Here is a 22,026-nt window from a genome sequence, read left to right as displayed (position 1 = left end):
ATCCAGGTCGGATCTTGCCGAGCCGGATCTTGTCGGTTCGGATCTTGCCGGCTTCTCTTCCGATCGAGTCCCGTCCGGTCCTGGCTAGGCCGTGGGCCTTAACCTTCGGTTAACCTCAAGTCACTGGCCCCGTCCATGCGAAGGCTCAATCGGTTGGGGTTTCCGCCAGCCGGCGGACGGGCTTCGCCGCGCGGGCATCGGCCGTCTTCAGGGCCTTCCAGCTGTTGGGCTGGGCCACGAAGGTGCGCAGGGCGGCGGTGTTGGCGGCGGCCTCGTCGGGCGAGAGGTCCTGGCGCGCCACGGCTTCCGCATCGGCGAACTTGCCTTGAAGGCCGAGCACCAAGGCGAGGTTCTGGCGAACCCGCACGTCGGCGCGCGGCTGGGCGGCGGCCCGCCGCAGGGTCGCTTCCGCCTGGGGCAGCTGACGGCCGAGCGCGTAGGAGAGCCCGAGATTGGACAGGATGACCGGGTCGTCCGGCTGGATCTTCAGGGCCGCCTCGTAGAAGGCCTGAGCGCGGGCGTTGTCGCCGAGCTGGTCGGCCACGGCGCCCTGCGCCGAGAGCACCCGCCAATCGGGCCGGGCGGGCGTATGGGCGTTCTGCAGGACGTCCGATGCCTCTTGGAAGCGGCCGACTTCCGAGAGGCTCTTGCCGTAGGCCGCCAGCACCGCGGTGTTCTTGGGGTTGCGCAGGGCCGCCTGCTGCAGCACCGCGACGGCCTGGGGCTTCTGGTCGGTGGCCCGCAGGGCCTGCGCGTAGCGCAGCGCGAGGCGCAGATCGTTCTGGTCTCCGGCGTATTTCTCGCCCAGGCTCTCGACCTCGCGGCGGCTGATCACCGCTGGGTTCTGCGCCCGGCCGAAGCCCGGCAGCGAGAGGCCCCCGATGGAGCCGGTGGTCTCGGGCGAGCGGGACTGGCATCCCGCCGCGAGGGCGGCCACCAGGACCGCCACGGCCAGCCGGGCCGGCCGGATGCGAGAGGACTTCAACAGCGGCGTGACCATGGCGCGCTCCGCGACGACCCCTCGGGTCTGGACGTGACCGGCGGAACGCTTCGCGCCGCCGTAGAGCCGGTGATAGAGCGTTAACCCTAACCCGCCGTTAATCCCCCGGCGGTCCGTTTCCTGCCTGTGCGAGAGCCATGAGCCAGACCCTGTCCCGCCTCGTCCGCGAGGCCGCCGATGCCGTGCCGATCACCTGCGTCACCCGGGAATCCTGGCCCGGGATCGAGGCGGCGCTCCCCGCCCCGCAGGCGGCCTATGCGCGCGCGACCGATTTCAGCCCGAAGGCCGGGTGCCTCGCCCTCCTCCCCGATGCGGAGGGTCGAGTGGCCGCGGTTCTCTTCGGCCTCGGTGACGATGCGGACCCACTTCTCGCAGGCAAGCTCCCCGGCCTCCTGCCCCCCGGCACCTACCGGTTCAGCCCGACGCAGAACTCCGTCGTGCAGGGCTCCGAGCTGCGTGGCTCCGACGTGCAGAACTCCGACGGGCAGGGCTCCGAGCTGCGTGGCTTCGACGTGCAGGGTGCGACCCTGGCCTGGCTGCTCGGGAGCTACCGCTTCGGACGCTACCGGGCTGCGGGTACCGAGCGCCCTGCCCTCGCGGTGTCCGAGAGCGTCGACGCCGAGGCGGTGACCCGCATCGCCGAGGCCGTGGCCCGTGGCCGCGACCTCGTGAACACTCCGGCCAACGACCTCGGCCCGGCCGAGATCGAGGCCGCGATCCGCGCCGTCGCGGACCGGCACGGCGCCGCCGTCACGGTGGTGACGGGAGAGGATCTGGCGCGGGACTTCCCCCTCGTGCACGTCGTCGGCGCCTCGTCGCCGCGCGCGCCGCGCCTGATCGACCTGACCTGGGGGCCGGTCGATGCGCCTCGGGTCACCCTGGTGGGCAAGGGCGTCGCCTTCGACACCGGCGGCCTCGACATCAAGCCGTCGAGCGCCATGCTGCTGATGAAGAAGGACATGGGCGGCAGTGCCGCCGCGCTCGCGGCCGCCGAGATGGTGATGGGGTCCGGGCTGAATCTGCGCCTTCGCCTGATCATCCCGGCCGTCGAGAATGCCGTGTCGGGAACCGCGTTTCGACCGGGGGACGTGATCCGCAGCCGCGCCGGCCTCACGGTCGAGATCGGCAACACCGACGCCGAGGGCCGCCTCATCCTGGCCGATGCGCTGGCGCTGGCCGATGCGGAGAAGCCCGACCTGCTGATCGACTTCGCGACCCTGACGGGGGCGGCCCGGACGGCGCTCGGCCCCGACCTGCCCGCCTTCTTCACCGAGGACGAGGCCCTGGCGCAATCCGTGGCCGAGGCTGGAGTGGCGGTGGCCGATCCGGTCTGGCGCCTGCCGCTGCACAAACCCTATGCGAGCCTGCTCGATTCCAAGATCGCGGACCTGAACAACGTGTCCGGCGGCCCCTTCGCCGGTGCGATCACCGCCGCTCTCTTCCTGCGCCGCTTCGCGCCCGCGACGCGGGCGCATGTCCATTTCGATCTCTACGGCTGGAATCCGTCGACCAAGCCGGGACGCCCGGAAGGGGGCGAGGTCCAGACGGCGCGTCTGGTCCACGCCCTGCTGGCGCGGCGCTACCCCCGGGCGTGAGCCGGGATCACACCCCCAGCATCGCCTTCTCCGACTCGTAGGCGGCGCGCACCGGAGCGGCTCCGTAGATCCGCTCCAGGCGCCGCACGGTGAAGTGGGCGCGGGCGGTGGACTGGAAATGATCCATGAAGGCGGCGTTCACGGCCGCGCCGCCGAAGGCCCCCAGGATGGGCACGGCCTGGGCCGCCACCTTCTGTGAGACGACGAGGCCGAAGCGCGCGGCGATCTGGGTCGAGAACCGGATCAGGGCCGGGGCCGCCTCGTCGAGCAGCGCCCGGTTGCCGGCGTAGCGGGCGGCTTCCACCATGGTCTTGGCGAGCGCGGCGCGGACCGCGAAGTAGCCGCTCTCGGTGAGCGCGCTTCCGGCGGCCTCGCGTCCGCCGAGGGCGAAGACCTGGACGCAGGCGAGCGCGTTTTCCGGGTCGCTCAGGTCCTCGCCCTCCTCCTGGGCGATCTGGGCGATCGACCGCAGCATCAGGGTGGTCGAGAGGGGCAGTTCCACCGCCAGGGTAGCGAGGCCGAAGGCGCCGCCGACCGCACCCGAGGCCGCCGCCATGGCCTTGTGGCCGAACGTGCTCGACGGAAGGTACTTGGCGAGACGCGTCACCGTGCGCATCGCGGCGGACGGCTCGGCGACCGGACCTTCGAGAAGGGCTTCGGCGCTCGCCGCCAGCGGACCCTCCCGGCCCGCCGCAACGGGCGCCGCAACGTGCGCCGGAAGCGTCGCCAGCGCGACCTTGAGGGAGGCCCGCATCGCACTCTCGGTCGCCTGCGACACCGCGTCGGTCACCGGTGCGGGCAGCGCCCGTCCGATGAAGTCGAGGGGCGCGCCGGCGATCCCCGAGAGGCGGGCGGCGAGGCCGGGTTTCTCCAGGGCCTCGACCGCCCGGCGCAGGGCTGCGCGGTCGGCGTCGCTGAGCGGCGGTGCGCCGGGGGCGATGGCGGGTGCGGTGGTGTTGTCGTCGACGAGTTTGATGTTGCTCACGTCTGCGGTCTCATCCGTGTGCCGGGCGGGGACGTTCGGGACGACCCGTCCCAGGTTGGTCGGTGCCGGTGGAAGCAAGCTCGGGGCCTCGGAGTTGGTTCCCGCCGATCTCGTCGCCGGCCGCGGCCTCCGGGCGGACGGGATCGCGAGCCGTGGCGGCCGCGGCGGCGGCTTTGCGCTCGCCGGCGCGACCGACGAGGAGGCATAGGATCACCACCGGAATGCCGACGGCGGCCGTGAAGGCGAAGAACACCGGGTAGCCGTAGGCCGAGACGATGAAACCGGAGCTTCCGGCGATGAGCTTGCCCGGCAGCGCGTAGAGCGAGGAGAACAGGGCGTATTGCGTTGCGGCGAAGCCCGGCGCGGTCAGGCTCGACATGTAGGCGATCAGCGCCATGCCGGCGAAGGAGCCGCAGAAATTGTCGATCGAGATCGCCGCCGTCAGGCGCCATACCTCGGGGCCGCCGAAGGAGAGCCACGAGAAGGCGAGGTTGGAGGCTGCGCCCAGGAAAGCCCCGACCACGAGGGTGGGAAACAGCCCGAACCGGGTCATCGCCCACCCGCCGACGAAGGCGCCGGCGATGCCGATCCAGATGCCGTAGAGCTTCGAGACGGCGCCGATCTCCACCAGACTGAACCCCACCTCCCGGTACAGGGGGCTCGCCATCACGCCGGAGATGAAGTCCGGCAGGCGATAGAAGGCGACGAGCAGCAGGACGGCCCACAGACTGGCGCCGAACCGGGTGTGCAGCTCCGTCAGCGGTTCGAGGACCGCGCCCCGGAAGGTCCAGACCTTGAGGGGAGCCGCCGTGGTCGTGACGGCGCGGTCGTAGGCCGGTGCCAGCAGGGCCGCGATCATGCCAACGCCCATCAGGGCCGCCATCGACAGGTAGGCCACGGGCCAGCCGTAGGCGCTGGCGATGAACAGGGCGCCGGCTCCGGCCGACATCAGGGCAAGGCGGTAGCCGAGGTTCGAGGTCGCGGCCATCACGCCCTGCAGGTCGGTGCCGGCGGCGTCGATGCGCCAGCCGTCGATCACCACGTCCTGCGTCGCGGCACAGAAGGCGACGAGGAATGCCCCGAGGCCGAGCAGCGCGAGGCTGGTGCCCGGATCGGCGAAGGCCATCAGCGTCAGCGCCAGGGCCACGGCACACTGACTCGCGATCATCCAGGCACGCCGCCGCCCGAGGGCGCGGCTCAGGACGGGAACGTCGAACCGGTCGATGATCGGCGCCCAGAAGAACTTCAGCGTGTAGGGAAGCGCCAGGTAGCTGAACAGGCCGATGGCCTTGATGTCCACGTTGGAATAGGCGAGCCGTGTCGAGAAGGTGCCGAGCACCAGCAGCAGCGGCAACCCCGAGGAGAAGCCCAGGGCCAGCATCAGCAGGATACGCGGGTCCTCGATGATGTCCTTCAGGCGAAGGCGGCTCCGAGCACCCCGCACGTCGCTTTGAGCCATGACATGGAACTCCTGAGGTCCGAACGGCTTGATGCCCGCATACTGAGCAGGCCTCGTCGCCGGCCCGATCGTCGGGCCGGCGACGAGGATGTCGGCCGTTTACGGCCGATTACCGTCCACAACATGCCTTCCGAATTCTTAACGCGAGGTCTCGCATCTTCCTGTTAGCGGTCTGCCAGCCCTCCGGGGGTTCAGCGATCCAGGTGTTGACGGCGGGGCATCCCGGCAGTTCAAGTCTGGGTTCGCCTCCGGAGGGACGTGCGACGGATCGGCGTCCAGGTCTACAACGGGTGTTTCGTCTTGGCTGAAGCCGATCATGACGCATAGGGAAACGCCGGTCACCAGGGCACGCGGTCTCGGAGTCAATGCGGGCGCGTTCGTGGCGGCCTTCACCGCGAGTCCGACGCCCATGGTCCTCACCGATCCGCGACAGGCGGATAATCCCATCGTCTGGGCGAACGACGCGTTCCTGGCCCTGACCGGGTACGAGTGGGACGAGATCGATGGCCGGAACTGCCGGATGCTGCAGGGGCCCGAAACCGATCCGCGCGCGATCAGGCGCTTGCGCGAGGCCGTGACGGCCGGTCGCCCGCTCGAGGTCGAACTCGTCAATTACCGCAAGGACGGGTCCTCGTTCTGGAACGGGATGACCGTCGCGCCGGTCCATGACGAGACCGGCCGGATCGTGCATTTCTATTCGGCCCAGGCCGACATGACCGGCAAGCACCGTCACGAAGTCGCGATGAGGGATGCCCACGACGAACTCGAGCGACGCGTCGGCGAGCAGACGGCAGACCTCAGGGCCGCGTTGGAACAGAAGACGGCGCTGCTCCACGAGGTCGACCATCGCGTCAAGAACAACCTCCAGGTGATCTCGTCGCTGATGCTGCTGAAGGCACGGCGCACGCCGCAGGGCGAAGCCCGCGACGCGCTGCAGGGGATGGCCGAGCGCATCGGCGCCCTGTCGACGGTCCACCGGATGCTCTACTCCACCGGCGACGTGACCAAGTTCGACCTTCGGGAATTCGCGGAGGATTTCGTCTCGGAACTCGTCGCCGGTCTCGACACCGACCGCACCGCCGTCAGTGCGGAGATCGACTCGATCGCGGTCTCGGCCGCCATGGCGGCGCCCCTCGCGCTGATGATGCACGAGCTTGCGACCAACGCCGTGCGTCACGCCTTTCCGGGTAGCCGGCCGGGTCGGATCACGATCACGGCGCAGCGCAGCGCGGGCGGCCTGCGCATGCTGATCGAAGACGATGGGATCGGCATGGCCAGTGGGACGCCCAATCCCGCCGGCTTCGGCCGGTCCCTGGTGGAGATGGTGGTGCGCCAGCTGCGCGGGGTGATTGCCTGGAGCGACGTGTCGCCCGGCACCCGTGTGGAGATCACCGTGCCCCTCGATGCCATCTCGCTGCAGAGCGTGATGTCCGATCGCGCCGCCGAGCCGGATTGGGCCTCCCGATGACCGATGTCCCCCTCCGAATCCTCGTCGTGGAGGACGAGGCGCTGATCGCCCTCGAACTCGAGTGCCTTCTCGACGATCTCGGTCATGTCATCGTCGGGGTGGCGGGGAGTTCGGTGGAGGCGATCGCGCTGGGGCAATCGACGGCGCCCGACGTGGCCTTCGTCGACATCCACCTCGTCGATGGCCCGACCGGAGTGGATGTCGCCCGGGCTCTCAGCGCCGATCCCCACACGACGGTGGTGTTCATGACGGCGAACGCCAAGCGCATTCCGGACGACTTCGCCGGCGCGGTCGGGGTGATCGCCAAGCCCTATTCGGAACGGGTGGTTGCCGGCGCTCTGCGCTATGTGGCCGACCGGCGCGCCGGCCTCAAGGCCACGGTCGAAGGGTTGGATGGGTTTCGCCTGGCGGCGCGCGAGGCGCTCGGTCGGCATCCGCTCATCCGCTGAGCGGCCGCCTACCGGCTTCCGGCTGCGGCCGCGCCCGTGGCCATGTTGCGGCGCGACTCGGCCTGACTGCTGACTTCCCCGTAGAACTTGGTGGCGTCCCCGAGCTGGATCGAGGGCTGACAGTTCGGGGTGCAGGAATAGGATTCGCGCTCCAGACCCCGCTGCACCGTGATCACGGAGGCCTGCGGCGCCTGAACGCTGATCGTGGATTCGGCCAGCATGGTCCCGGCGGCATCGAGGGCGATCAGGTTGGTGCTGCCGAAGCTCTTGCCGGTCAGGATGAGGACGCCGTTCTTCTGGAGTGCCACGTCGGCGACCATCGGGTTCCCGACGATCACCATCTGGGTCTTCTCCGGAAGACGCATGACCTTGGCGTTGTCGACCGAGACTGCCACCACGGTCGGAACCGCGACCGCGTCCTGGGCTCGGGCGTCGCCGCAGACGAAGATCCCGTAAGCCGCGACCAGTAGCGCGGTGATGCACCGGACAGGGATCTGGGTGGGGTTCATGGACAGCGGCATCGGATGCTCACTCGGACCTGATGGCACGACGCATGTCGTGATCGTTCTCCGCGTCCGAGGACGGACCCCATCGCCGCGAGTGAGCCGATATCAACCACGGACACGGTAAACAAACCCATAAATTACCGTTCGACAGCATCGTCGAAAACGCCGGGCGCCCAGGGTGAGTTTGTCTCGACTTGGTGAAGCATTGGCTGGATGTATTCGAGGTGCATTCCAACAAAGCGAATGTCGAAAGGCCACCCTATTGCCTTAAGGATTGTTTCACCATGGTGCGAACCGGCCAGCCGGGTGCCGGTTTCACCGGCCGATTTAACGCTATCGCAAGAGGGCCTGGGCATAGTGGGTCCGTGGCCGAGGATGACGCTGAGAGCGTGACCGGCACAGCTACTTCCAGGGGAACTTTGCCATGTCGTCCATCCTCAAGCGTTTCGCGGCCGACGAGTCCGGCGCCACCGCCATCGAGTACGGCCTGATCGCGTCGCTGATCGCCGTAGCGATCATCACCGTGCTGACCTCCGTCGGTACCAAGCTGACCACGACCCTGCAGAAGGTCGCGGACAACCTGAAGACCTCTTAATCGCCGAGCACAGGCCGGACGTGTCCGGCAGCGATAAGTCGCCGAACTCTTCAGAGATACCTGATATCCTGCACGCCGGTGGTTTCGAGGAGCATTGCGGACAACCCGCAATGCTCCTCGCTCCGTTGAGGAACGGCTAAGGGTTTCGGGGCCATGATCGTGCCGGGCCGGTCGATGCCGGAGGCCTCCGGCGATCCGTGCCGCGCCTCGATCGAACTGCCCGGGATGCCAACATGATGAACAGCATCGGTCTCCTCGTCGTCTTCCCGTTTCTGATGGCCTATGCCGCTGTCAGGGACCTGCTGACGATGCTGATCCCCAACACCGTCTCGATCGCCCTGGTCGTCGCTTTCGCGGCCTTCGCCATTTCCGGTGGATTGGGGTGGGACGTCGTCGCGTGGCACCTCGGCGCCGGATTAGCAGCGCTCGCGGTCACCTTCACGCTGTTTGCCCTGGGCTATATCGGCGGTGGCGATGCCAAGCTCGTCGCCGCCACGGCGCTGTGGATCGGCTTCGACCAGCTTGGCGACTATCTCATCATCGCGTCGCTGGCCGGGGGGGCCCTGACGCTGGGCCTGCTGGCGATCCGGGCGCATCCGCTTCCGTTTGCGGTCGCCCGGCTGCCTTTCGCGCTGCATCTGCACGACGCCAAAACCGGTGTCCCCTACGGCATCGCCCTGGCGCTGTCGGCCTTGATCGTGCTGCCCGATACCGCGATCTGGCTGCGGATGCTGCCGGCCTGATCGGTCCCAATAGGCCAAGCAAAAGGCTTAGCTGAAATTACCACTTGTTAACCGTAATTTGAGGAATGGCGGGCCATTCTCGACCAATACGGCGTCCTGCCGTTCCGGGGTCGAGTTCGGCGATGAAACCAGCCAGACTAGCCGTCCTTGCCATTGCCCTCCTGGCAGGTGGCGGAGCGGCATTGTTGATCAGTGGGGACGATCAACCGGCGGTGCAGCCGGCGGCCGTCGTTCCGCCGCCCGTCGTCGCCATGACCGACGTGCTCGTCGCGGCCGCCGAGCTTCCCATGGGCCAGAACATCCAGGCGCCCGACCTGCGCTGGCAGCCCTGGCCGAGCGAGGCCGTCACCGCGGGCTACATCACCCGCGAGAACGCCCCGAAGGGCATGGAGGAGATCGTCGGCTCCATCGCCCGGTCGAGTTTCCTCGCCGGCGAACCGATCCGGCCGCAGAAGCTCGCCCGCTCCGATGGCGGGTTCATGGCGGCGATCCTGCCGACCGGGATGCGCGCGGTGGCGATCAACATCGACACAGCGGGCAGCAACACCGCCGGCGGGTTCATCCTGCCGAACGATCACGTGGACATCATCCGGACCTATCGCGACGAGGATTCCGCGCGCGGGACCACCGACACGCAGTTATCCGAAACCCTGCTCCAGGATGTCCGCGTCCTCGCCATCGGGCAGGTGGTGCAGGAAAAGAACGGCAACACCGTCGTCACCGGCCAGACCGCGACCCTGGCGCTGACCCCGGGCCAGGCCGAGACCGTGACCCTGGCGCAGAAGGTCGGGCAATTGTCGCTGTCCCTCCGCAGCCTCGTGGATAGCGGCCGTTCCGCCGACGCGAACGTCGATGGACGCCCCGAGACGGCCCTGACCGTGGTGCGGTTCGGCGTCGCGAAGCAGCAGTCGCGACGCTGAGATCGGCGCCCGCACGATGATCGAGGAAGCGTCGATGACCCTCATTCCCCAGCCAGCCGCGGGCCGTTCCCGAATTCAGGCTGGAATCCTGGCCGGGCTTCTCGCCCTGTCGGTGCCGACGCCGAGCGTCGCTCAACCATCGGGCGGTCTGACGGCCGCCCCCGTTCTGGCGGTCGGCGGCAACGAGACGGCGACCTCGCGCCGGGTCGATCTTACCATGGGCCGCTCGCTGGTCGTCGACCTCCCGCGCGACGCCAAGGAGGTCTTCGTCGCCAATCCGAAGGTCGCCAACGCGGTCGTCCGCTCGACCCGCAAGGTGTTCATCATCGGGATGGAGAACGGCGCGACCTCGATCTTCATCATGGATGCCGAGGGCCGGCAGATCACCGCCCTCGACGTCACGGTCGCGCGCGACCTCAACGTCCTGCGTCAGACGCTGAACCAGAGCATCGCCGGAGGACGCTTCGATGTCCGGGCCGCGGGCGATTCGGTCGTCCTGACCGGCACGGTCAACTCGGCCTCGGAGGCGGCGCAGGCCCTCGACATCGCCAATGCCTTCGTGGGCATCTCGGGCACCGGACCGGCCGCCCGCGGGGCCGTCATCAACAACCTGACGATCCGCGGCAAGGATCAGGTGATGCTGCGCGTCACGGTGGTCGAGGTCTCGCGGACGGTGCTGAAGCAGTTCGGCGTCAACCTGAGCGGCGGATGGTCCGGTCTCAACCTCGCCAACACGACGCCCCTCGCCATCAATGGCGGCCAGTTCCCCAACGGCAACCTGCTGTCCGGCACGATCAACGGCGCCGGCGGCGCGAACCTGACCGCCACCCTGCGGGCCTTCGAGCAGGCCGGCGTCTCCCGCGTCCTGGCCGAGCCCACGCTGACGGCGATTTCCGGCGAATCCGCCACCTTCACCGCCGGCGGGCAGATCCCGGTGCCGTCCAACCTGAGCTGCACCACCATCGGGACCAGCACGATCCAGTCCTGCGTCCCCAGCCTGTCCTACAAGGACTACGGCGTCAGCCTGAACTTCACCCCCGTCGTCCTGGCGGAGAACAAGATCTCGGTGCGGGTCGGAACCCAGGTGACCGAGATCGACCAGCAGAACGCCCTGAACCTCAACTTCACCGGTACGACGACGGCGGTGCCGGGCTTCACCGTCCGCAAGTCGGAAACCACCATCGAGCTCGCCTCCGGCGCCACCATGATGACCGCCGGCCTGATCCAGCAGCGCAACAAGGCCGCGATCACCGGCCTGCCGGGCTTGGTCAACCTCCCCATCATCGGCGCCCTGTTCCGCTCGCGCGATTACCAGCGCCAGGAGACGGAACTGATGATCATGGTCACCCCCTACATCGCCAAGCCGATGGAGCCGCGCCAGATCGCCCGCCCGGATGACGGCTTCGTCGATGCGCAGGACGCGCAGGCGATCCTGCTCGGGCGCTTCAACCGGCTCTACGGCGTCGCGGGCGCGAAGCCGCTCGGCACCGCCTATCGCGGCCGCGTCGGCTTCATCACCGACTAGGCCCGCGCCGCACGGGCTCAGAGTCCCGCTTCGAGATCTTCTCAGAATCTCCGCGTCCGAAACCCACAGCGCCGCGGCCCCGGCATCAGCAGGACCCGACCCCGATGTCCCACTCGTCCCCCCGTACCCCGATGGCTCTCGCGGCGATCGCGGGTCTTGCCGCGCTGCTCGGAGCCTGCCGCGCCAATCCGGTGGCGACCACGGGCTCGCTCTATCCGGTCGATTACCGCGCCCGGCACCCCATCGCCCTCACCGAGGGGGTCCGCACCCTCGACGTCTTCGTCACCGGGACCGGCCATCTCGATCCGCGCCAGGCCGCCGACGTCGATGCGTTCCTGCTCGAGTTTCGGCGCTACGGCCGGGGGACTCTGGTGCTCGACCTGCCGGGCGGCATCGCCCCGGCCCAGGGGGCGGCGGTCGAGCGGACGGCCGCGGCCCTGCGCCGGATGGGCGCGGATGGCGGCGTCCCGGGCCGGCAGATCGTGATCTCCCACTACGCCGTGGCCAACCCGAACCTCGCCTCGCCCCTGCGTCTCAGCTTCCAGCGCATGGAGGCGAAGGTTGCCAGCCAATGCGGGACCTGGCCGCAGGATCTCGGCGTCGGCGATGCGCCCTTCAACGGACGCAACGAAACCTACTGGAATTTCGGGTGCGCCTCGCAGTCGAACTTCGCCGCCCAGGTGGCAGACCCCGTCGACCTCGTCCGGGCCCGGCCCGAGGGGCGCATCGACACCATCCGGCGGACCAACGACATCGGCAAGATCCGGGACGGCAAGGATCCGTCAATCGAATGGCGTCAGGATGGGAAGACCTCGGTCAAGTCGCAGGTCTCGCAATAACCGCAAGGGGCGGGTGGCCCGGCGCCGCCCTCCAAGTCACCCGCCACGTCGCTCATCACGTCATCCGCCTTGGCTCCCGCCTCTGCAGCAACCTGAACCGGAACCACCCTCATGACGGATCTGAACGAGACGTCCGAGCGCATCATCGCCCCCGTGCCCCGCATCACGATCCAGGCGTTCTGCGAGACGCAGGAGAGTGCGACCCTGGTCGAATCGGTCGGCTTGGACCGACGCATGAACAAGGCGCACATCAAGGTTCAGATGGGGGGCGGCGCCGCCGCCGTCGAAGCCTACCGCCACGCGCCGACGCCGAACGTCATCGTCATCGAAACCCAGGGCATGAAATCGCGCCCGCTCGAGTACCTCGATTCATTGGCGGAGGTCTGTGACGAGGGAACGAAGGTCGTGGTCATCGGCCACGTCAACGACGTGGCGCTCTATCGGCAGTTCATCCAGCGCGGCGTCAGCGAATACCTGATGGCGCCCGTGCGCCCGATCGACCTGATCCAGGCTATCTCGGACCTCTTCACCGCGCCGGGTGCCAAGCCGGTTGGGCGGACGGTCGCCGTCGTCGGCGCCAAGGGCGGCGTCGGCGTGTCCACCCTCGCCCACAACCTCGCCTGGACGATCGCCCGCGAGCAGGACACCGCCACCGTCATCGCCGATCTGGACATCGCCTTCGGCACGGCGAGCCTTAACTTCAACCAGGACCCGCCCCAGGGCATCGCCGAGGCGGTGTTCGCCCCGGACCGTCTCGATTCGATTCTTCTCGACCGCCTCCTCTCGAAGTGCAGCGACCGGCTGTCCCTGCTGGCAGCGCCGGCCACCCTCGACCGGACCACCGATCTGGGCGAGCCGGCGTTCGACCACCTGCTCGACCTTCTGCGGGCCGCGGTGCCGTGCGTCGTCCTCGACGTGCCGCATCAATGGACCGCCTGGTCGCGGCGCCTGATGATCAGCGCCGACGAGATCATCATCGTCGCCAGCCCGGAACTCGCGGCCCTGCGCAACACCAAGAACCTGCTCACCCTGCTTCAGCAGAACCGGCCGAACGACCGCAAGCCCCGGGTCATCCTCAACGGCGTCGGCGTTCCGAAGCGCCCGGAGATCGCCCTGGCGGAGTTCGCCAAGTCCCTCGATACGACGATCGGCGCCGCGATCCCGTTCGACGCGGCCCTCTTCGGAACGGCCGCGAATAACGGCCAGATGATCGGCGAGGTGCAGGCCGGCTCGAAGGCGGCGGAAATCTTCTCTTCCCTCGCCGCCTCGATCACCGGCCGGGCGGAGCTGAAGCGCGCGCGTCCGAACCTGTTCGAGCCCCTGCTGTCCCGGCTCGCCCGGCGCAAGGCCTCCTGATGCGCCATCTGTCGTCCAAGGACCCGATCCCCAAGGACCCGATACCCAGGAGCCCGCGCCATGTTCGGTAGACGATCGGGCAGCGCCGCGGTGCCGGCCCCGCGGCCGATGACGGACCTTGCGAAGGCGCCGGTCTCCCTGCCGATCCACGATGATTCGATTCTGCGCCCGAAAGCCGAGGCGCCCCGCCGGCCCGAGCCGGTGCAGATCCAGGAGACCGCGAAGTCGGAGGACTATTTCCGCACGAAGAGCATGATCTTCGGGGCGCTGATCGAGGCCATCGATCTGTCTCAGCTCTCGCGCCTGGATGCCGAATCGGCGCGCGAGGAAATCCGCGACATCGTCTCGGAGATCATCGGCCTCAAGAACATCGTCCTGTCGATCGCCGAGCAGGAAGAACTGCTCGACGATATCTGCAACGACGTGCTGGGCTATGGACCGCTCGAGCCGTTGCTGGCGCGCGACGACATCGCCGACATCATGGTCAACGGGGCGACCCGGGCCTTCATCGAAGTCGGCGGCAAGATCCAGCTCACCAACGTGCGCTTTCGCGACAACCAGCAGCTGATGAACATCTGTCAGCGGATCGTGAGTCAGGTCGGCCGCCGCGTCGACGAAGCCTCCCCGATCTGCGACGCGCGCCTCCCCGACGGGTCGCGCGTCAACATCATCGCGCCGCCGCTCGCCATCGACGGGCCGGTGCTGACGATCCGAAAGTTCAAGAAGGACAAGCTCACTCTCGATCAGCTCGTCTCCTTCGGGGCGATCTCGCCCGAGGGCGCCCGCATCCTGCAGATCATCGGGCGCGTCCGCTGCAACGTCGTGATCTCGGGCGGTACCGGCTCGGGCAAGACCACGCTGCTGAACTGCCTGACCCGCTACATCGACGCCGATGAGCGCATCATCACCTGTGAGGACGCGGCGGAGCTGCAATTGCAGCAGGCCCACGTCGTCCGCCTGGAAACCCGGCCGCCCAACATGGAGGGGTCGGGTCAGGTCACCATGCGCGATCTGGTCAAGAACTGCCTGCGCATGCGCCCCGAGCGGATCATCGTCGGCGAGGTCCGCGGACCGGAGGCCTTCGACCTCCTCCAGGCCATGAATACCGGCCATGACGGCTCGATGGGCACCCTGCACGCCAACTCGCCGCGCGAGGCCCTGGCGCGCATCGAATCGATGATCACCATGGGCGGGTTCAGCCTGCCGTCGCGAACTCTGCGCGAGATGATCTGCGGGTCCATCGACGTGATCGTGCAGGCGACCCGCCTGCGGGACGGCTCACGCCGGATCACCCACATCACCGAGGTGTTGGGCCTGGAGGGTGACGTCATCATCACCCAGGACCTCTTCCTGTACGACGTGCTGGGCGAGGACGCGAACGGCAAGCTGATCGGCCGCCATCGCTCCACCGGCATCGGCCGCCCGCGCTTCTGGGAGCGCGCGCGCTATTACGGTGAGGACGAGGCGCTGGCGGCCGCGCTGGACGCGGCCGGAGAGGGCGGGAGCGGATCGTGAACGCCAGCGGCCTCGCCCTCGCCTCCGGTCTCCTGGCCCTGACGGCCGGCGGACTGGCCTATGTCTTCGTGTCCCCCTACCTCTCGGGCGAGCGGCGCTCCGCCGAGCGGCGCCGGACCGTGAGCGTCGTCGCGGCCCCGGGCGCACGTGCGGCAACGGTCAGCCGGCGGGATCAGGTCGCGAAGAGCCTGAAGGAGGTCGAGGCCAAGCGCGAGGGCACCAAGGTGACCCTGGAGCTGAAGATCGCCCGCGCGGGCCTGTCCTGGTCCCGCAACCAGTATTACCTGATCTCGGCCGGGATCGCGCTCGTCTTCGGCGCGACCATCTTCATCATGACCGGCAACCCCCTGGCCGGTCTCGGCGCCGTGTTCGCCGGTGGCTTCGGTCTGCCGCTCTGGCTTCTGACCTTTCTGCGCAAGCGCCGGATCGCCGCCTTCATCAAGGAACTTCCGACCGCGATCGACATCATCACCCGCGGCGTGCGCGCCGGCATCCCGGTGGGCGACTGCTTCCGGATCATCTCGCGCGAGGCCGAGGAACCGATCCGCAGCGAGTTCCGGCAGGTGGTGGAATCCCAGACCCTCGGGGTCTCGCTCGGGGACGCCCTCCTGAAGATGTACGAGCGCGTGCCGGTCTCCGACGTGAACTTCTTCGCGATCGTGATCAGCATCCAGGCCAAGTCCGGCGGCAACCTCTCGGAGGCCCTGGCCAACCTGTCCCGCGTCCTGCGCGAGCGGAAGAAGATGGCCGGCAAGATCCAGGCGATGAGCATGGAGGCCAAGGCCTCCGGCGGCATCATCGCGGCCCTGCCCTTCATCGTGGCCACCCTGACCTACCTGTCGAGCCCGGACTACATCTCGCTGCTGTGGCGGACCGATATCGGCAAGCTCGCGCTGGTGGGCTCCGCGATCTGGATGTCGATCGGGGTCTTCACGATGAAGAAGATGATCAACTTCGACGTCTGATGAGGCCGCCGACCCGCTCTCTCCGCCGTCCGCGCTCTACGCGCGGGCTCCCCGCTCACCCCCATCCGCGCCCGGCGGCATCGTACGGAGACACCGCATGCTGGACCTGATCGCCGCCAAGGTCACCGAGCCGCGCTTCCTCGGCACGGTCCTGGCCGGCGTCGCCGCCGCGGCGACCGCCTTCGCGCTGCTCCAGCCGATGTTCGAGCCCGACCGCCTGGGCAAGCGCATGAAGCTGATCGGCGAGGAGCGGGAGGAGATTCGCCGCCGCGAACGCGAGCGGATGTCCTCGAAGGTCACCCTGCGGGTCGCGCCCAAAGCCTACATGAAGCGGGTGGTGGAGCGGTTCAGCCTCGATCGCTGGCTCGGGACCGAGACGGCCCGCAAGCAGCTGATGATGGCGGGCTACCGTTCGCCGGGCGCCGAAACCGCCTTCCTGTTCTTCCGCCTCGTGACGCCGGTCGTTCTGGCGGTGGTGGCGATCTTCTACCTGTTCGTGCTCGGGGTTCTGGACCAGCCCTTCGCGATCCGGGCGATGATCGTGATCGCGGTCCTTCTCTTCGGGATCAAGGCGCCGGAACTCTACCTTCTCAACGCGTCGAGCAAGCGCCAGACGGAAATTCGCTCGGCCTGGCCGGATGCGCTCGACCTCACGTTGATCTGCGTCGAATCCGGCATGTCGGTGGAGCACGCCTTTCGCCGCGTCAGCGCCGAGGTCTCCGGGCAGTCCATCGTTCTGGCCGAGGAACTCGCGGTGCTGACCGCCGAGCTGTCCTACCTTCCGGACCGGCGCATGGCCTTCGAGAACCTCGCCAGCCGCATCGGCCTCGACCAGATCAAGGCGGTCACGACGGCGCTGATCCAGGCCGAGCGCTACGGCACCCCGGTCGGCCAGGCCCTGCGCGTGCTGTCGCAGGAAAGCCGGGACATGCGCATGAACGAGGCCGAGAAGAAGGCGGCGGCCCTGCCGCCGAAGCTGACCGTGCCGATGATCCTGTTCTTCTTGCCCGTGCTCTTCGTCGTCATCCTAACGCCCGCCATGATCCAGGTCTTTCGCTGACCCACGCCGGAGCCCGATCCGACCCGTGCGCGGCCCTGACCCGGCATTCCCCGCTCACGGTGGCGGGTCAAACCCCTGAGGAGCCCCGACCGGGGGAGCGGTGCGGCGGCAGCCCGGGCGCGTCGAGGATTTTCGTGGCGCCGAATTCCTGCCATGCGGGTGCGATGCTCAGTCCAGCCACTCCGCACGCCCCGCGCCCCGACACCCCCATGAACGACCTGACTTACGCAATCGGCGACATTCACGGATGCGCCGATGCCCTGATGCGGCTGCTCGAACGGATCAACGCCCATCGGGGCGACCGCAGCGCCCGCATCGTCTGCCTCGGCGACTACGTCGATCGCGGCCCCGACAGCGCACGGGTCGTCGCGATGCTGAGCCACCTGCAGGCCTCGGCACCGAACGCCGTCGTCTGCCTCATGGGAAACCACGAGCGGATGATGATCGATGCGTATCGCGATGCGGCGGACGCGGCGGTCTGGCTCGCCAATGGCGGCGATGCCACGCTCCGCTCGTTCGGCGTCACGGAGCCGGACGCGCTTCCGTCGGAGGTGGTGCGCTGGATGGCGTCGCTCCCCACCTTCCACGAGGATGCCCTGCGCTACTACGTTCACGCCGGCTTCCGTCCGGGGCGCACCGGACCGGATCCCGATGTCGCCAACCACCTCTGGATTCGCCAGCCCTTTCTCGGCGCCGGTTTCGACTTCGGCAAGCACGTGGTCCATGGGCATACGCCGCAGCGGACCGGAATTCCCGATCAGAAGCGCTACCGGACCAATCTCGACACCGCCTGCGTCTATGGCCGGCAGCTCACGGCCGGCATCTTCGACCAAGGGCAGGCCGGCCCGATCGGGTTTCTCCACGTCGATCGCGACGGATCGGCCTGAGGTGACTGCGTCCGCGCCCCGCTTACCCCGGCCTGAAGGCCGCGACGAGGCCAGGAACGAAGAGCGAGGCTCGTTCGAGGCGGCCCGATGCAGGCCGCCGCGACATCGGATCAGGCGAACAGGAAGTCGTTCAGCGTCAGCAACGGGCCCAGGGCTCCACCCGCGCTGACCTGAAGCTGCCCCTGGGACCCGCCCGCGGCGTCGTGAACCTCGTAGACGCGCGCGTTGCCGGACGTTCCGATGAGGTCCAGGGTCGAGGCGACGGCGAACCCGCTGAACTGGATCACATCGCCGCCCGATTGCCCCGCGCCCTGGAAATCGACGATCAGGTCGCGAATGCCCTTCGTCTCCAGATCGCCGAAGGTGATGACGAAGGTGTCATCCCCGGCTCCGCCGGCAACCCGGTCGCCGCCGCGACCACCCATGATGAGATCGGCGCCGGCGCCACCGTTCAGGATATCGGTGCCGTCGCCACCTTCCAGAACGTCATCCCCCGCGTCGCCACGCAGGTTGTCGTCGCCGAGGCCGGCATAGAGCCGATCGGCGCCGGTGCCGCCCTCGAGAAGGTCATCGCCCTCGCCGCCATCGAGCCCGTCGGCGCCCGCACCCCCGAGAAGGGTGTCGTTGCCGACGCCGCCATAGAGCCAATCCTTGCCGGCCCCACCGTCGATGTGATCGTCGCCCCGTCCGCCCTCGACGTAATCGTCGCCACCGAAGGCCGAGAAGGTGTCGGATTTGCTGCCGAGCCAGATCTGGTCCTTGCGATCCGTTGCGATCGGAAGGCCCTTGTCCTGAAGGAGAGCGAGGTCGAGATCCGAGATCTGCGGGCGCCACCCCCAGGGCGAATAGGGGTCCATCAGATCTTCGACGCCCGAGACATGCGCCCGCGCATCGTCGAGCTTGGCAGGGCCACCCAGGACCGTGGTTGTATTCTCGTCGTAATACACCATCGATCCGTTTTCATACCAGGCCGGCTGGAAATCGATGAACCCGATGGCATGGGCGATCTCGTGCTGGAACAGCCCGAACGCGTCGATCTTGTTGGACGGGACACCGGCTTGTCCCTGCGGATCGAAGAAGAGATCGCCGAGCTTGTCCTGGCCCAGGGTGACCTTGCCGTCCGCCTCGCCTCCATTGCCATCCCAACCCTCGCGCGCTTCGAGGATCGGGGCGAAGGTCCATCCCTGGCCGTCCCAGGCATAGCTGGGACCGGCATTGGCCAGGACATTTCCGCCGGCGAAATTGCCCATCGCGATGGCGATCTCGATCACGGCGTCGCCCTGGATGTGTTTCGCCCAGCCATCCGCCGCGCCTTGCGCCGTCGCCAGGATGAGGTCTGCTTGGCCGCCAGCGGCATTGCGGGAACTTTCACTGTCCCAATACGCAATGATTTTCGACATGTTTGCTTGGCCTTGTCGTTGTTCTGGCGTTTTTCTATAAGGGTAATCTCTATCTATAGGCAGTAAAGGACACAACGACGGGGTTTTATCTTGGTTAAGGAGAGATGAGAGGCAAGGCTTGCAGTGTATGATGCTTCGTAACGCGAACCGTCCATCGCATCGCGCCGTGCCTTTGCGGAATGCGGCGAACGGCCGATCCGGGTGCGACAGAGTCGAGAAACGCGCGCCTTCCCGGTTCGCGCCTTCCCGGTTTGCGCCTTCCCGGTTCATGCCTGCCCGACGCGCACGAAACCTGAGCGCCGTCGATCGCGGGGCAAGGTCTGCGCTCTGGCGGCCTTTCCGCCCGATCCGGATATTGCCAGAGTTGCGTCCGGGTGCTCTGGTGACCGGTGACCAGACCAACCCTACCGGCCCTGAATTGGGATCGGGCGCGCGCCACCGCGCACGAATGTCGCCTTCTTTGAGGAACTCTTGCAGAACACTTGCGGAACGTTTAACGTGTTCGTGGTTTGTTTCTGTGGTCGTCCGCCGCAGCCAATGTCTCCAACGAAGAGTGTTCCGCATGTTGACGCGTAAGCAACTGGATTTGCTCCAGTTCATCCAGCTTCGGATGCGCGAGAGCGGCGTTCCCCCGTCCTTCGACGAAATGAAGGACGCCCTCGATCTGAAGTCGAAATCGGGCATCCACCGCCTGATCACGGCCTTGGAGGAGCGGGGCTTTCTGCGGCGTCTGCCGAACCGGGCCCGCGCCATCGAGGTGATCCGGATGCCCGAGAGCCTCGGCGGTCAATCCGCCTCGGCGCGGACCGCGCCTGCGGCGGAAGTCCGTCGCTTCACCCCGAGCGTGGTCGAGGGCGGCAAGGGCAAGGGCGTGCCGGCCGGCGCCTCCATCTCACGCCTACCGACCACCCAGGCGACCGACGAGAGCGGCCGGGCCGTGACGATCCCGGTGATGGGGCGGATCGCGGCCGGTACGCCGATCTCGGCCATCCAGGAGCAGAGCCATTCGGTGACGATGTCGCCGGACTTTCTCGCGGGTGGCGAGCACTATGCCCTGGAGGTGCGCGGCGATTCGATGATCGAGGCCGGCATTCTCGACGGCGATCTCGTGGTGATCCGCAAGCAGGACACGGCGAACACCGGGGACATCATCGTGGCCCTGATCGATGACGAGGAAGCGACCCTCAAGCGCCTGCGCCGACGGGGATCGTCCATCGCTCTCGAGGCCGCCAATCCGGCTTACGAGACCCGCGTGCTCGGCCCGGATCGGGTGCAGATTCAGGGGCGCCTCGTCAGTCTCGTGCGCCGTTACTGAGGCTCTTCTCCGGTCCCTTCGCCAATTCCTTCGCCCGGCCCTTCGCCGGGCGAACCCGGTGCGTCCTTTGCTCGCCCGATCGGCGCTGCCGGCACGATGTCCGGTGCGGCACGCGCCGGTGCGTCCGTGTTGGCAGGTGCCACGGGTCGCCAGGGAACGGCCTCTCCCGGGCGCCGCGTCGTAACGATGCGGGCGCCCTCGCGCGTGAGGCGCAAGGCCGCCGCGCCGTGTGCCGCCAGGAAGGTCCGGTCGAGGACGAACGCCGCGGCGCAGCCCGGCGGGGCCGATTGGCGGCTGATCAGGATGTCGGCCCGGGCGCAATCCTCCGGGAAAGCGCGCTTGTCGGTGACGAGGCCGACCCTGCGCCCATCCGGCAGGGTCAGGGTACAGCCGAGGCCATCGCACCGGGCGTCCGGAAAGGCCGGGACGGCGCCGGCCTTCCGGGCATCGCCATCCGCTTTCAGCCATTGTTCGAGCACGAAGGCCGGCGGACGCCCCAGAGTGGCGAGGTGTCCGCTGCGATCCCGGATCGCCGCCCCGGTGCCTTCCCGATCGACGTAGATGTCGAAGCGATCGGGCGACGCCGCGAAGACGATGCCGATCGCCGCCGGGATCAACCCGAGCCAACGCAGGGACGAGGCCGGAAGGGTGAGCAGGAGGAGGCCGGCCACCAGCAGCCCCAACGCCCCCGCCCCGAAGGCCGGCACCACCACGACGGCGTGTCCGAAGCCCGCGATCCAGGTCGAGATCGACAGCATTCCGCGCACCGCCAGACCCATCGCCCACCACACCGGCTGATCCAGGGCGAACGGATAGGCGAGGATGCCGAGCACCGCCGCGGGCATCACCGCCAGGGAGACCAGCGGGAGGGTGAGCGCATTGCCGACGAGGCCGAAGGGCTGCACCGTCTGGAAATGATAGGTCGCGAAGGGCGCGGTGGCGATTTGCGCCACGAGGGTCGTGGCCAGCGTTCCGACGATCGCCGCGATCAGGAACGCGACGGCGCGGGTGATGGGACCGGCGCCCTCGCGCCGGCCGCCCTGTCCGGCGATCAGCGGTGCGCAGGCGATGAGCCCGGCAACGGCGCCGAAGGACATCTGGAAGCTGGGGCCGAGGAGCCCGTCCGGTTCCCGCGCCAGGGCGATCAGCGCGGCGAGCGCGAGGTTGCGCATGCTGAGGGCCGGCCGATCGACCAGAATCGCGCCGAGCATCACCAGGGTCATGATCAGCGAGCGTTCGGCCGCGATGTCCCACCCGGAGAACACGCAATAGGCGGTGACCCCCACCATGGCGATGCCGGCGGCGATCTTCTTGATGGGCCAGTGCAGGGCGGTGAACGGCACGATCGCCAGCCCGGCCCGCACCAGCCAGAACACCACGCCGGCGGCCAGCACCATGTGGAGTCCGGAGATCGACACAACGTAGGTTTGACTAGGCCGGCTTT

The 22,026-nt window shown here is 68.2% G+C and carries 19 protein-coding genes and 1 pseudogene; 14 read left to right on the top strand and 6 right to left on the bottom strand.

Annotated features, from left to right (window positions below; all coding sequences use genetic code 11):
* Positions 1-145: 145 nt before the first annotated feature.
* Positions 146-1,000, bottom strand: a complete 855-nt coding sequence (locus J7U37_RS01685) for a tetratricopeptide repeat protein (RefSeq protein WP_247634621.1) — start codon at positions 998-1,000, stop codon at positions 146-148.
* A gap of 137 nt (positions 1,001-1,137) precedes the next feature.
* Here J7U37_RS01685 and J7U37_RS01680 point away from each other — a divergent pair, with 137 nt between their 5' ends.
* A complete protein-coding gene (locus J7U37_RS01680) occupies positions 1,138-2,595 on the top strand; it encodes a leucyl aminopeptidase family protein (RefSeq protein ID WP_247634620.1) in 1,458 nt (485 codons plus the stop codon).
* Positions 2,596-2,602: 7 nt separating this feature from the next.
* Here the strand turns inward: J7U37_RS01680 and J7U37_RS01675 are convergent, their stop codons facing one another.
* Both J7U37_RS01675 and J7U37_RS01670 read right to left on the bottom strand, forming a co-directional pair.
* Positions 2,603-3,571 (bottom strand): EcsC family protein, encoded by a 969-nt coding sequence (locus J7U37_RS01675; RefSeq protein WP_244476796.1) that lies wholly within the window; start codon positions 3,569-3,571, stop codon positions 2,603-2,605.
* A gap of 19 nt (positions 3,572-3,590) precedes the next feature.
* Complete coding sequence (locus tag J7U37_RS01670) at positions 3,591-5,039, bottom strand: AmpG family muropeptide MFS transporter (RefSeq protein ID WP_056185971.1); 1,449 nt, start codon at positions 5,037-5,039, stop codon at positions 3,591-3,593.
* A gap of 316 nt (positions 5,040-5,355) precedes the next feature.
* Here J7U37_RS01670 and J7U37_RS01665 point away from each other — a divergent pair, with 316 nt between their 5' ends.
* Both J7U37_RS01665 and J7U37_RS01660 read left to right on the top strand, forming a co-directional pair.
* Positions 5,356-6,507, top strand: a complete 1,152-nt coding sequence (locus J7U37_RS01665; RefSeq protein ID WP_056479721.1) for a PAS domain-containing protein — start codon at positions 5,356-5,358, stop codon at positions 6,505-6,507.
* Positions 6,504-6,956, top strand: a complete 453-nt coding sequence (locus J7U37_RS01660; RefSeq protein ID WP_247634619.1) for a response regulator — start codon at positions 6,504-6,506, stop codon at positions 6,954-6,956. The genes J7U37_RS01665 and J7U37_RS01660 overlap by 4 nt, the downstream gene beginning before the upstream one ends.
* A gap of 8 nt (positions 6,957-6,964) precedes the next feature.
* On the opposite strand, the gene J7U37_RS01655 is transcribed toward J7U37_RS01660, so the two are convergent.
* Positions 6,965-7,477, bottom strand: a complete 513-nt coding sequence (locus tag J7U37_RS01655; RefSeq protein ID WP_056185979.1) for a pilus assembly protein N-terminal domain-containing protein — start codon at positions 7,475-7,477, stop codon at positions 6,965-6,967.
* A 409-nt stretch (positions 7,478-7,886) separates the two neighbouring features.
* Between J7U37_RS01655 and J7U37_RS01650 the strand changes: the two genes are divergently transcribed.
* The 10 genes from J7U37_RS01650 to J7U37_RS01605 all read left to right on the top strand — a co-directional run bounded on the left by J7U37_RS01650 (position 7,887) and on the right by J7U37_RS01605 (position 17,867).
* Entirely contained in the window at positions 7,887-8,057 is a 171-nt protein-coding gene (locus tag J7U37_RS01650) for a Flp family type IVb pilin (protein WP_082503638.1), read from the top strand.
* Positions 8,058-8,293: 236 nt separating this feature from the next.
* Positions 8,294-8,800, top strand: a complete 507-nt coding sequence (locus J7U37_RS01645) for a prepilin peptidase (RefSeq protein ID WP_247634731.1) — start codon at positions 8,294-8,296, stop codon at positions 8,798-8,800.
* Positions 8,801-8,922: 122 nt separating this feature from the next.
* Complete coding sequence (cpaB, locus tag J7U37_RS01640) at positions 8,923-9,720, top strand: Flp pilus assembly protein CpaB (protein ID WP_247634618.1); 798 nt, start codon at positions 8,923-8,925, stop codon at positions 9,718-9,720.
* A gap of 34 nt (positions 9,721-9,754) precedes the next feature.
* Positions 9,755-11,245 carry a type II and III secretion system protein family protein gene (locus tag J7U37_RS01635; RefSeq protein ID WP_056186589.1) on the top strand — a complete coding sequence of 497 codons (1,491 nt, stop codon included), beginning with the start codon at positions 9,755-9,757 and terminating at the stop codon, positions 11,243-11,245.
* Positions 11,246-11,349: 104 nt separating this feature from the next.
* Positions 11,350-12,084 carry a CpaD family pilus assembly protein gene (locus J7U37_RS01630; RefSeq protein ID WP_056185985.1) on the top strand — a complete coding sequence of 245 codons (735 nt, stop codon included), beginning with the start codon at positions 11,350-11,352 and terminating at the stop codon, positions 12,082-12,084.
* Between the two features lie 111 nt (positions 12,085-12,195).
* The gene (locus J7U37_RS01625) at positions 12,196-13,440 is read left to right on the top strand and encodes an AAA family ATPase (RefSeq protein ID WP_247634617.1); all 1,245 of its coding nucleotides are present in this window, start codon (positions 12,196-12,198) and stop codon (positions 13,438-13,440) included.
* Positions 13,441-13,500: 60 nt separating this feature from the next.
* Positions 13,501-14,955: a CpaF family protein gene (locus tag J7U37_RS01620; RefSeq protein WP_056479708.1), complete on the top strand. Its 1,455-nt coding sequence runs from the start codon at positions 13,501-13,503 to the stop codon at positions 14,953-14,955.
* Complete coding sequence (locus tag J7U37_RS01615; protein ID WP_056479705.1) at positions 14,952-15,920, top strand: type II secretion system F family protein; 969 nt, start codon at positions 14,952-14,954, stop codon at positions 15,918-15,920. The genes J7U37_RS01620 and J7U37_RS01615 overlap by 4 nt, the downstream gene beginning before the upstream one ends.
* A 97-nt stretch (positions 15,921-16,017) precedes the next feature.
* Positions 16,018-16,980 (top strand): type II secretion system F family protein, encoded by a 963-nt coding sequence (locus tag J7U37_RS01610; protein WP_056479702.1) that lies wholly within the window; start codon positions 16,018-16,020, stop codon positions 16,978-16,980.
* Positions 16,981-17,189: 209 nt separating this feature from the next.
* The gene (locus tag J7U37_RS01605) at positions 17,190-17,867 is read left to right on the top strand and encodes a metallophosphoesterase family protein (RefSeq protein WP_056186000.1); all 678 of its coding nucleotides are present in this window, start codon (positions 17,190-17,192) and stop codon (positions 17,865-17,867) included.
* 110 nt (positions 17,868-17,977) lie between these two features.
* Here the strand turns inward: J7U37_RS01605 and J7U37_RS01600 are convergent, their stop codons facing one another.
* A complete protein-coding gene (locus tag J7U37_RS01600; protein WP_056186003.1) occupies positions 17,978-19,267 on the bottom strand; it encodes a calcium-binding protein in 1,290 nt (429 codons plus the stop codon).
* A gap of 562 nt (positions 19,268-19,829) precedes the next feature.
* Between J7U37_RS01600 and lexA the strand changes: the two genes are divergently transcribed.
* Positions 19,830-20,582 carry a transcriptional repressor LexA gene (lexA, locus tag J7U37_RS01595; RefSeq protein ID WP_056186006.1) on the top strand — a complete coding sequence of 251 codons (753 nt, stop codon included), beginning with the start codon at positions 19,830-19,832 and terminating at the stop codon, positions 20,580-20,582.
* Here lexA and J7U37_RS01590 read toward each other — a convergent pair.
* Positions 20,576-22,003: pseudogene (locus J7U37_RS01590) on the bottom strand (ComEC/Rec2 family competence protein); the annotation flags it as partial. The gene lexA and the pseudogene J7U37_RS01590 overlap by 7 nt on opposite strands.
* Positions 22,004-22,026: the final 23 nt, after the last annotated feature.

Origin of the sequence: Methylobacterium sp. 37f (assembly GCF_023093475.1) — a bacterium.
In the GTDB taxonomy this organism is placed as follows: domain Bacteria; phylum Pseudomonadota; class Alphaproteobacteria; order Rhizobiales; family Beijerinckiaceae; genus Methylobacterium.
Note: the sequence above shows the minus strand (reverse complement) of the source record. Positions and strands in the feature narration are given on the sequence as shown.

Bases quoted from the DNA above. Each gene is read 5' to 3' on its own strand.
- J7U37_RS01680 (WP_247634620.1), top strand. From the start codon at position 1,138: ATGAGCCAGACCCTGTCCCGCCTCGTCCGCGAGGCCGCCGATGCCGTG.
- J7U37_RS01605 (WP_056186000.1), top strand. From the start codon at position 17,190: ATGAACGACCTGACTTACGCAATCGGCGACATTCACGGATGCGCCGAT.
- J7U37_RS01655 (WP_056185979.1), bottom strand. From the start codon at position 7,477: ATGCCGCTGTCCATGAACCCCACCCAGATCCCTGTCCGGTGCATCACC.
- cpaB (WP_247634618.1), top strand. From the start codon at position 8,923: ATGAAACCAGCCAGACTAGCCGTCCTTGCCATTGCCCTCCTGGCAGGT.
- J7U37_RS01635 (WP_056186589.1), top strand. From the start codon at position 9,755: ATGACCCTCATTCCCCAGCCAGCCGCGGGCCGTTCCCGAATTCAGGCT.
- J7U37_RS01610 (WP_056479702.1), top strand. From the start codon at position 16,018: ATGCTGGACCTGATCGCCGCCAAGGTCACCGAGCCGCGCTTCCTCGGC.
- J7U37_RS01670 (WP_056185971.1), bottom strand. From the start codon at position 5,039: ATGGCTCAAAGCGACGTGCGGGGTGCTCGGAGCCGCCTTCGCCTGAAG.
- J7U37_RS01685 (WP_247634621.1), bottom strand. From the start codon at position 1,000: ATGGTCACGCCGCTGTTGAAGTCCTCTCGCATCCGGCCGGCCCGGCTG.
- lexA (WP_056186006.1), top strand. From the start codon at position 19,830: ATGTTGACGCGTAAGCAACTGGATTTGCTCCAGTTCATCCAGCTTCGG.
- J7U37_RS01650 (WP_082503638.1), top strand. From the start codon at position 7,887: ATGTCGTCCATCCTCAAGCGTTTCGCGGCCGACGAGTCCGGCGCCACC.
- J7U37_RS01665 (WP_056479721.1), top strand. From the start codon at position 5,356: ATGACGCATAGGGAAACGCCGGTCACCAGGGCACGCGGTCTCGGAGTC.
- J7U37_RS01645 (WP_247634731.1), top strand. From the start codon at position 8,294: ATGAACAGCATCGGTCTCCTCGTCGTCTTCCCGTTTCTGATGGCCTAT.
- J7U37_RS01620 (WP_056479708.1), top strand. From the start codon at position 13,501: ATGTTCGGTAGACGATCGGGCAGCGCCGCGGTGCCGGCCCCGCGGCCG.
- J7U37_RS01630 (WP_056185985.1), top strand. From the start codon at position 11,350: ATGTCCCACTCGTCCCCCCGTACCCCGATGGCTCTCGCGGCGATCGCG.
- J7U37_RS01625 (WP_247634617.1), top strand. From the start codon at position 12,196: ATGACGGATCTGAACGAGACGTCCGAGCGCATCATCGCCCCCGTGCCC.
- J7U37_RS01660 (WP_247634619.1), top strand. From the start codon at position 6,504: ATGACCGATGTCCCCCTCCGAATCCTCGTCGTGGAGGACGAGGCGCTG.
- J7U37_RS01600 (WP_056186003.1), bottom strand. From the start codon at position 19,267: ATGTCGAAAATCATTGCGTATTGGGACAGTGAAAGTTCCCGCAATGCC.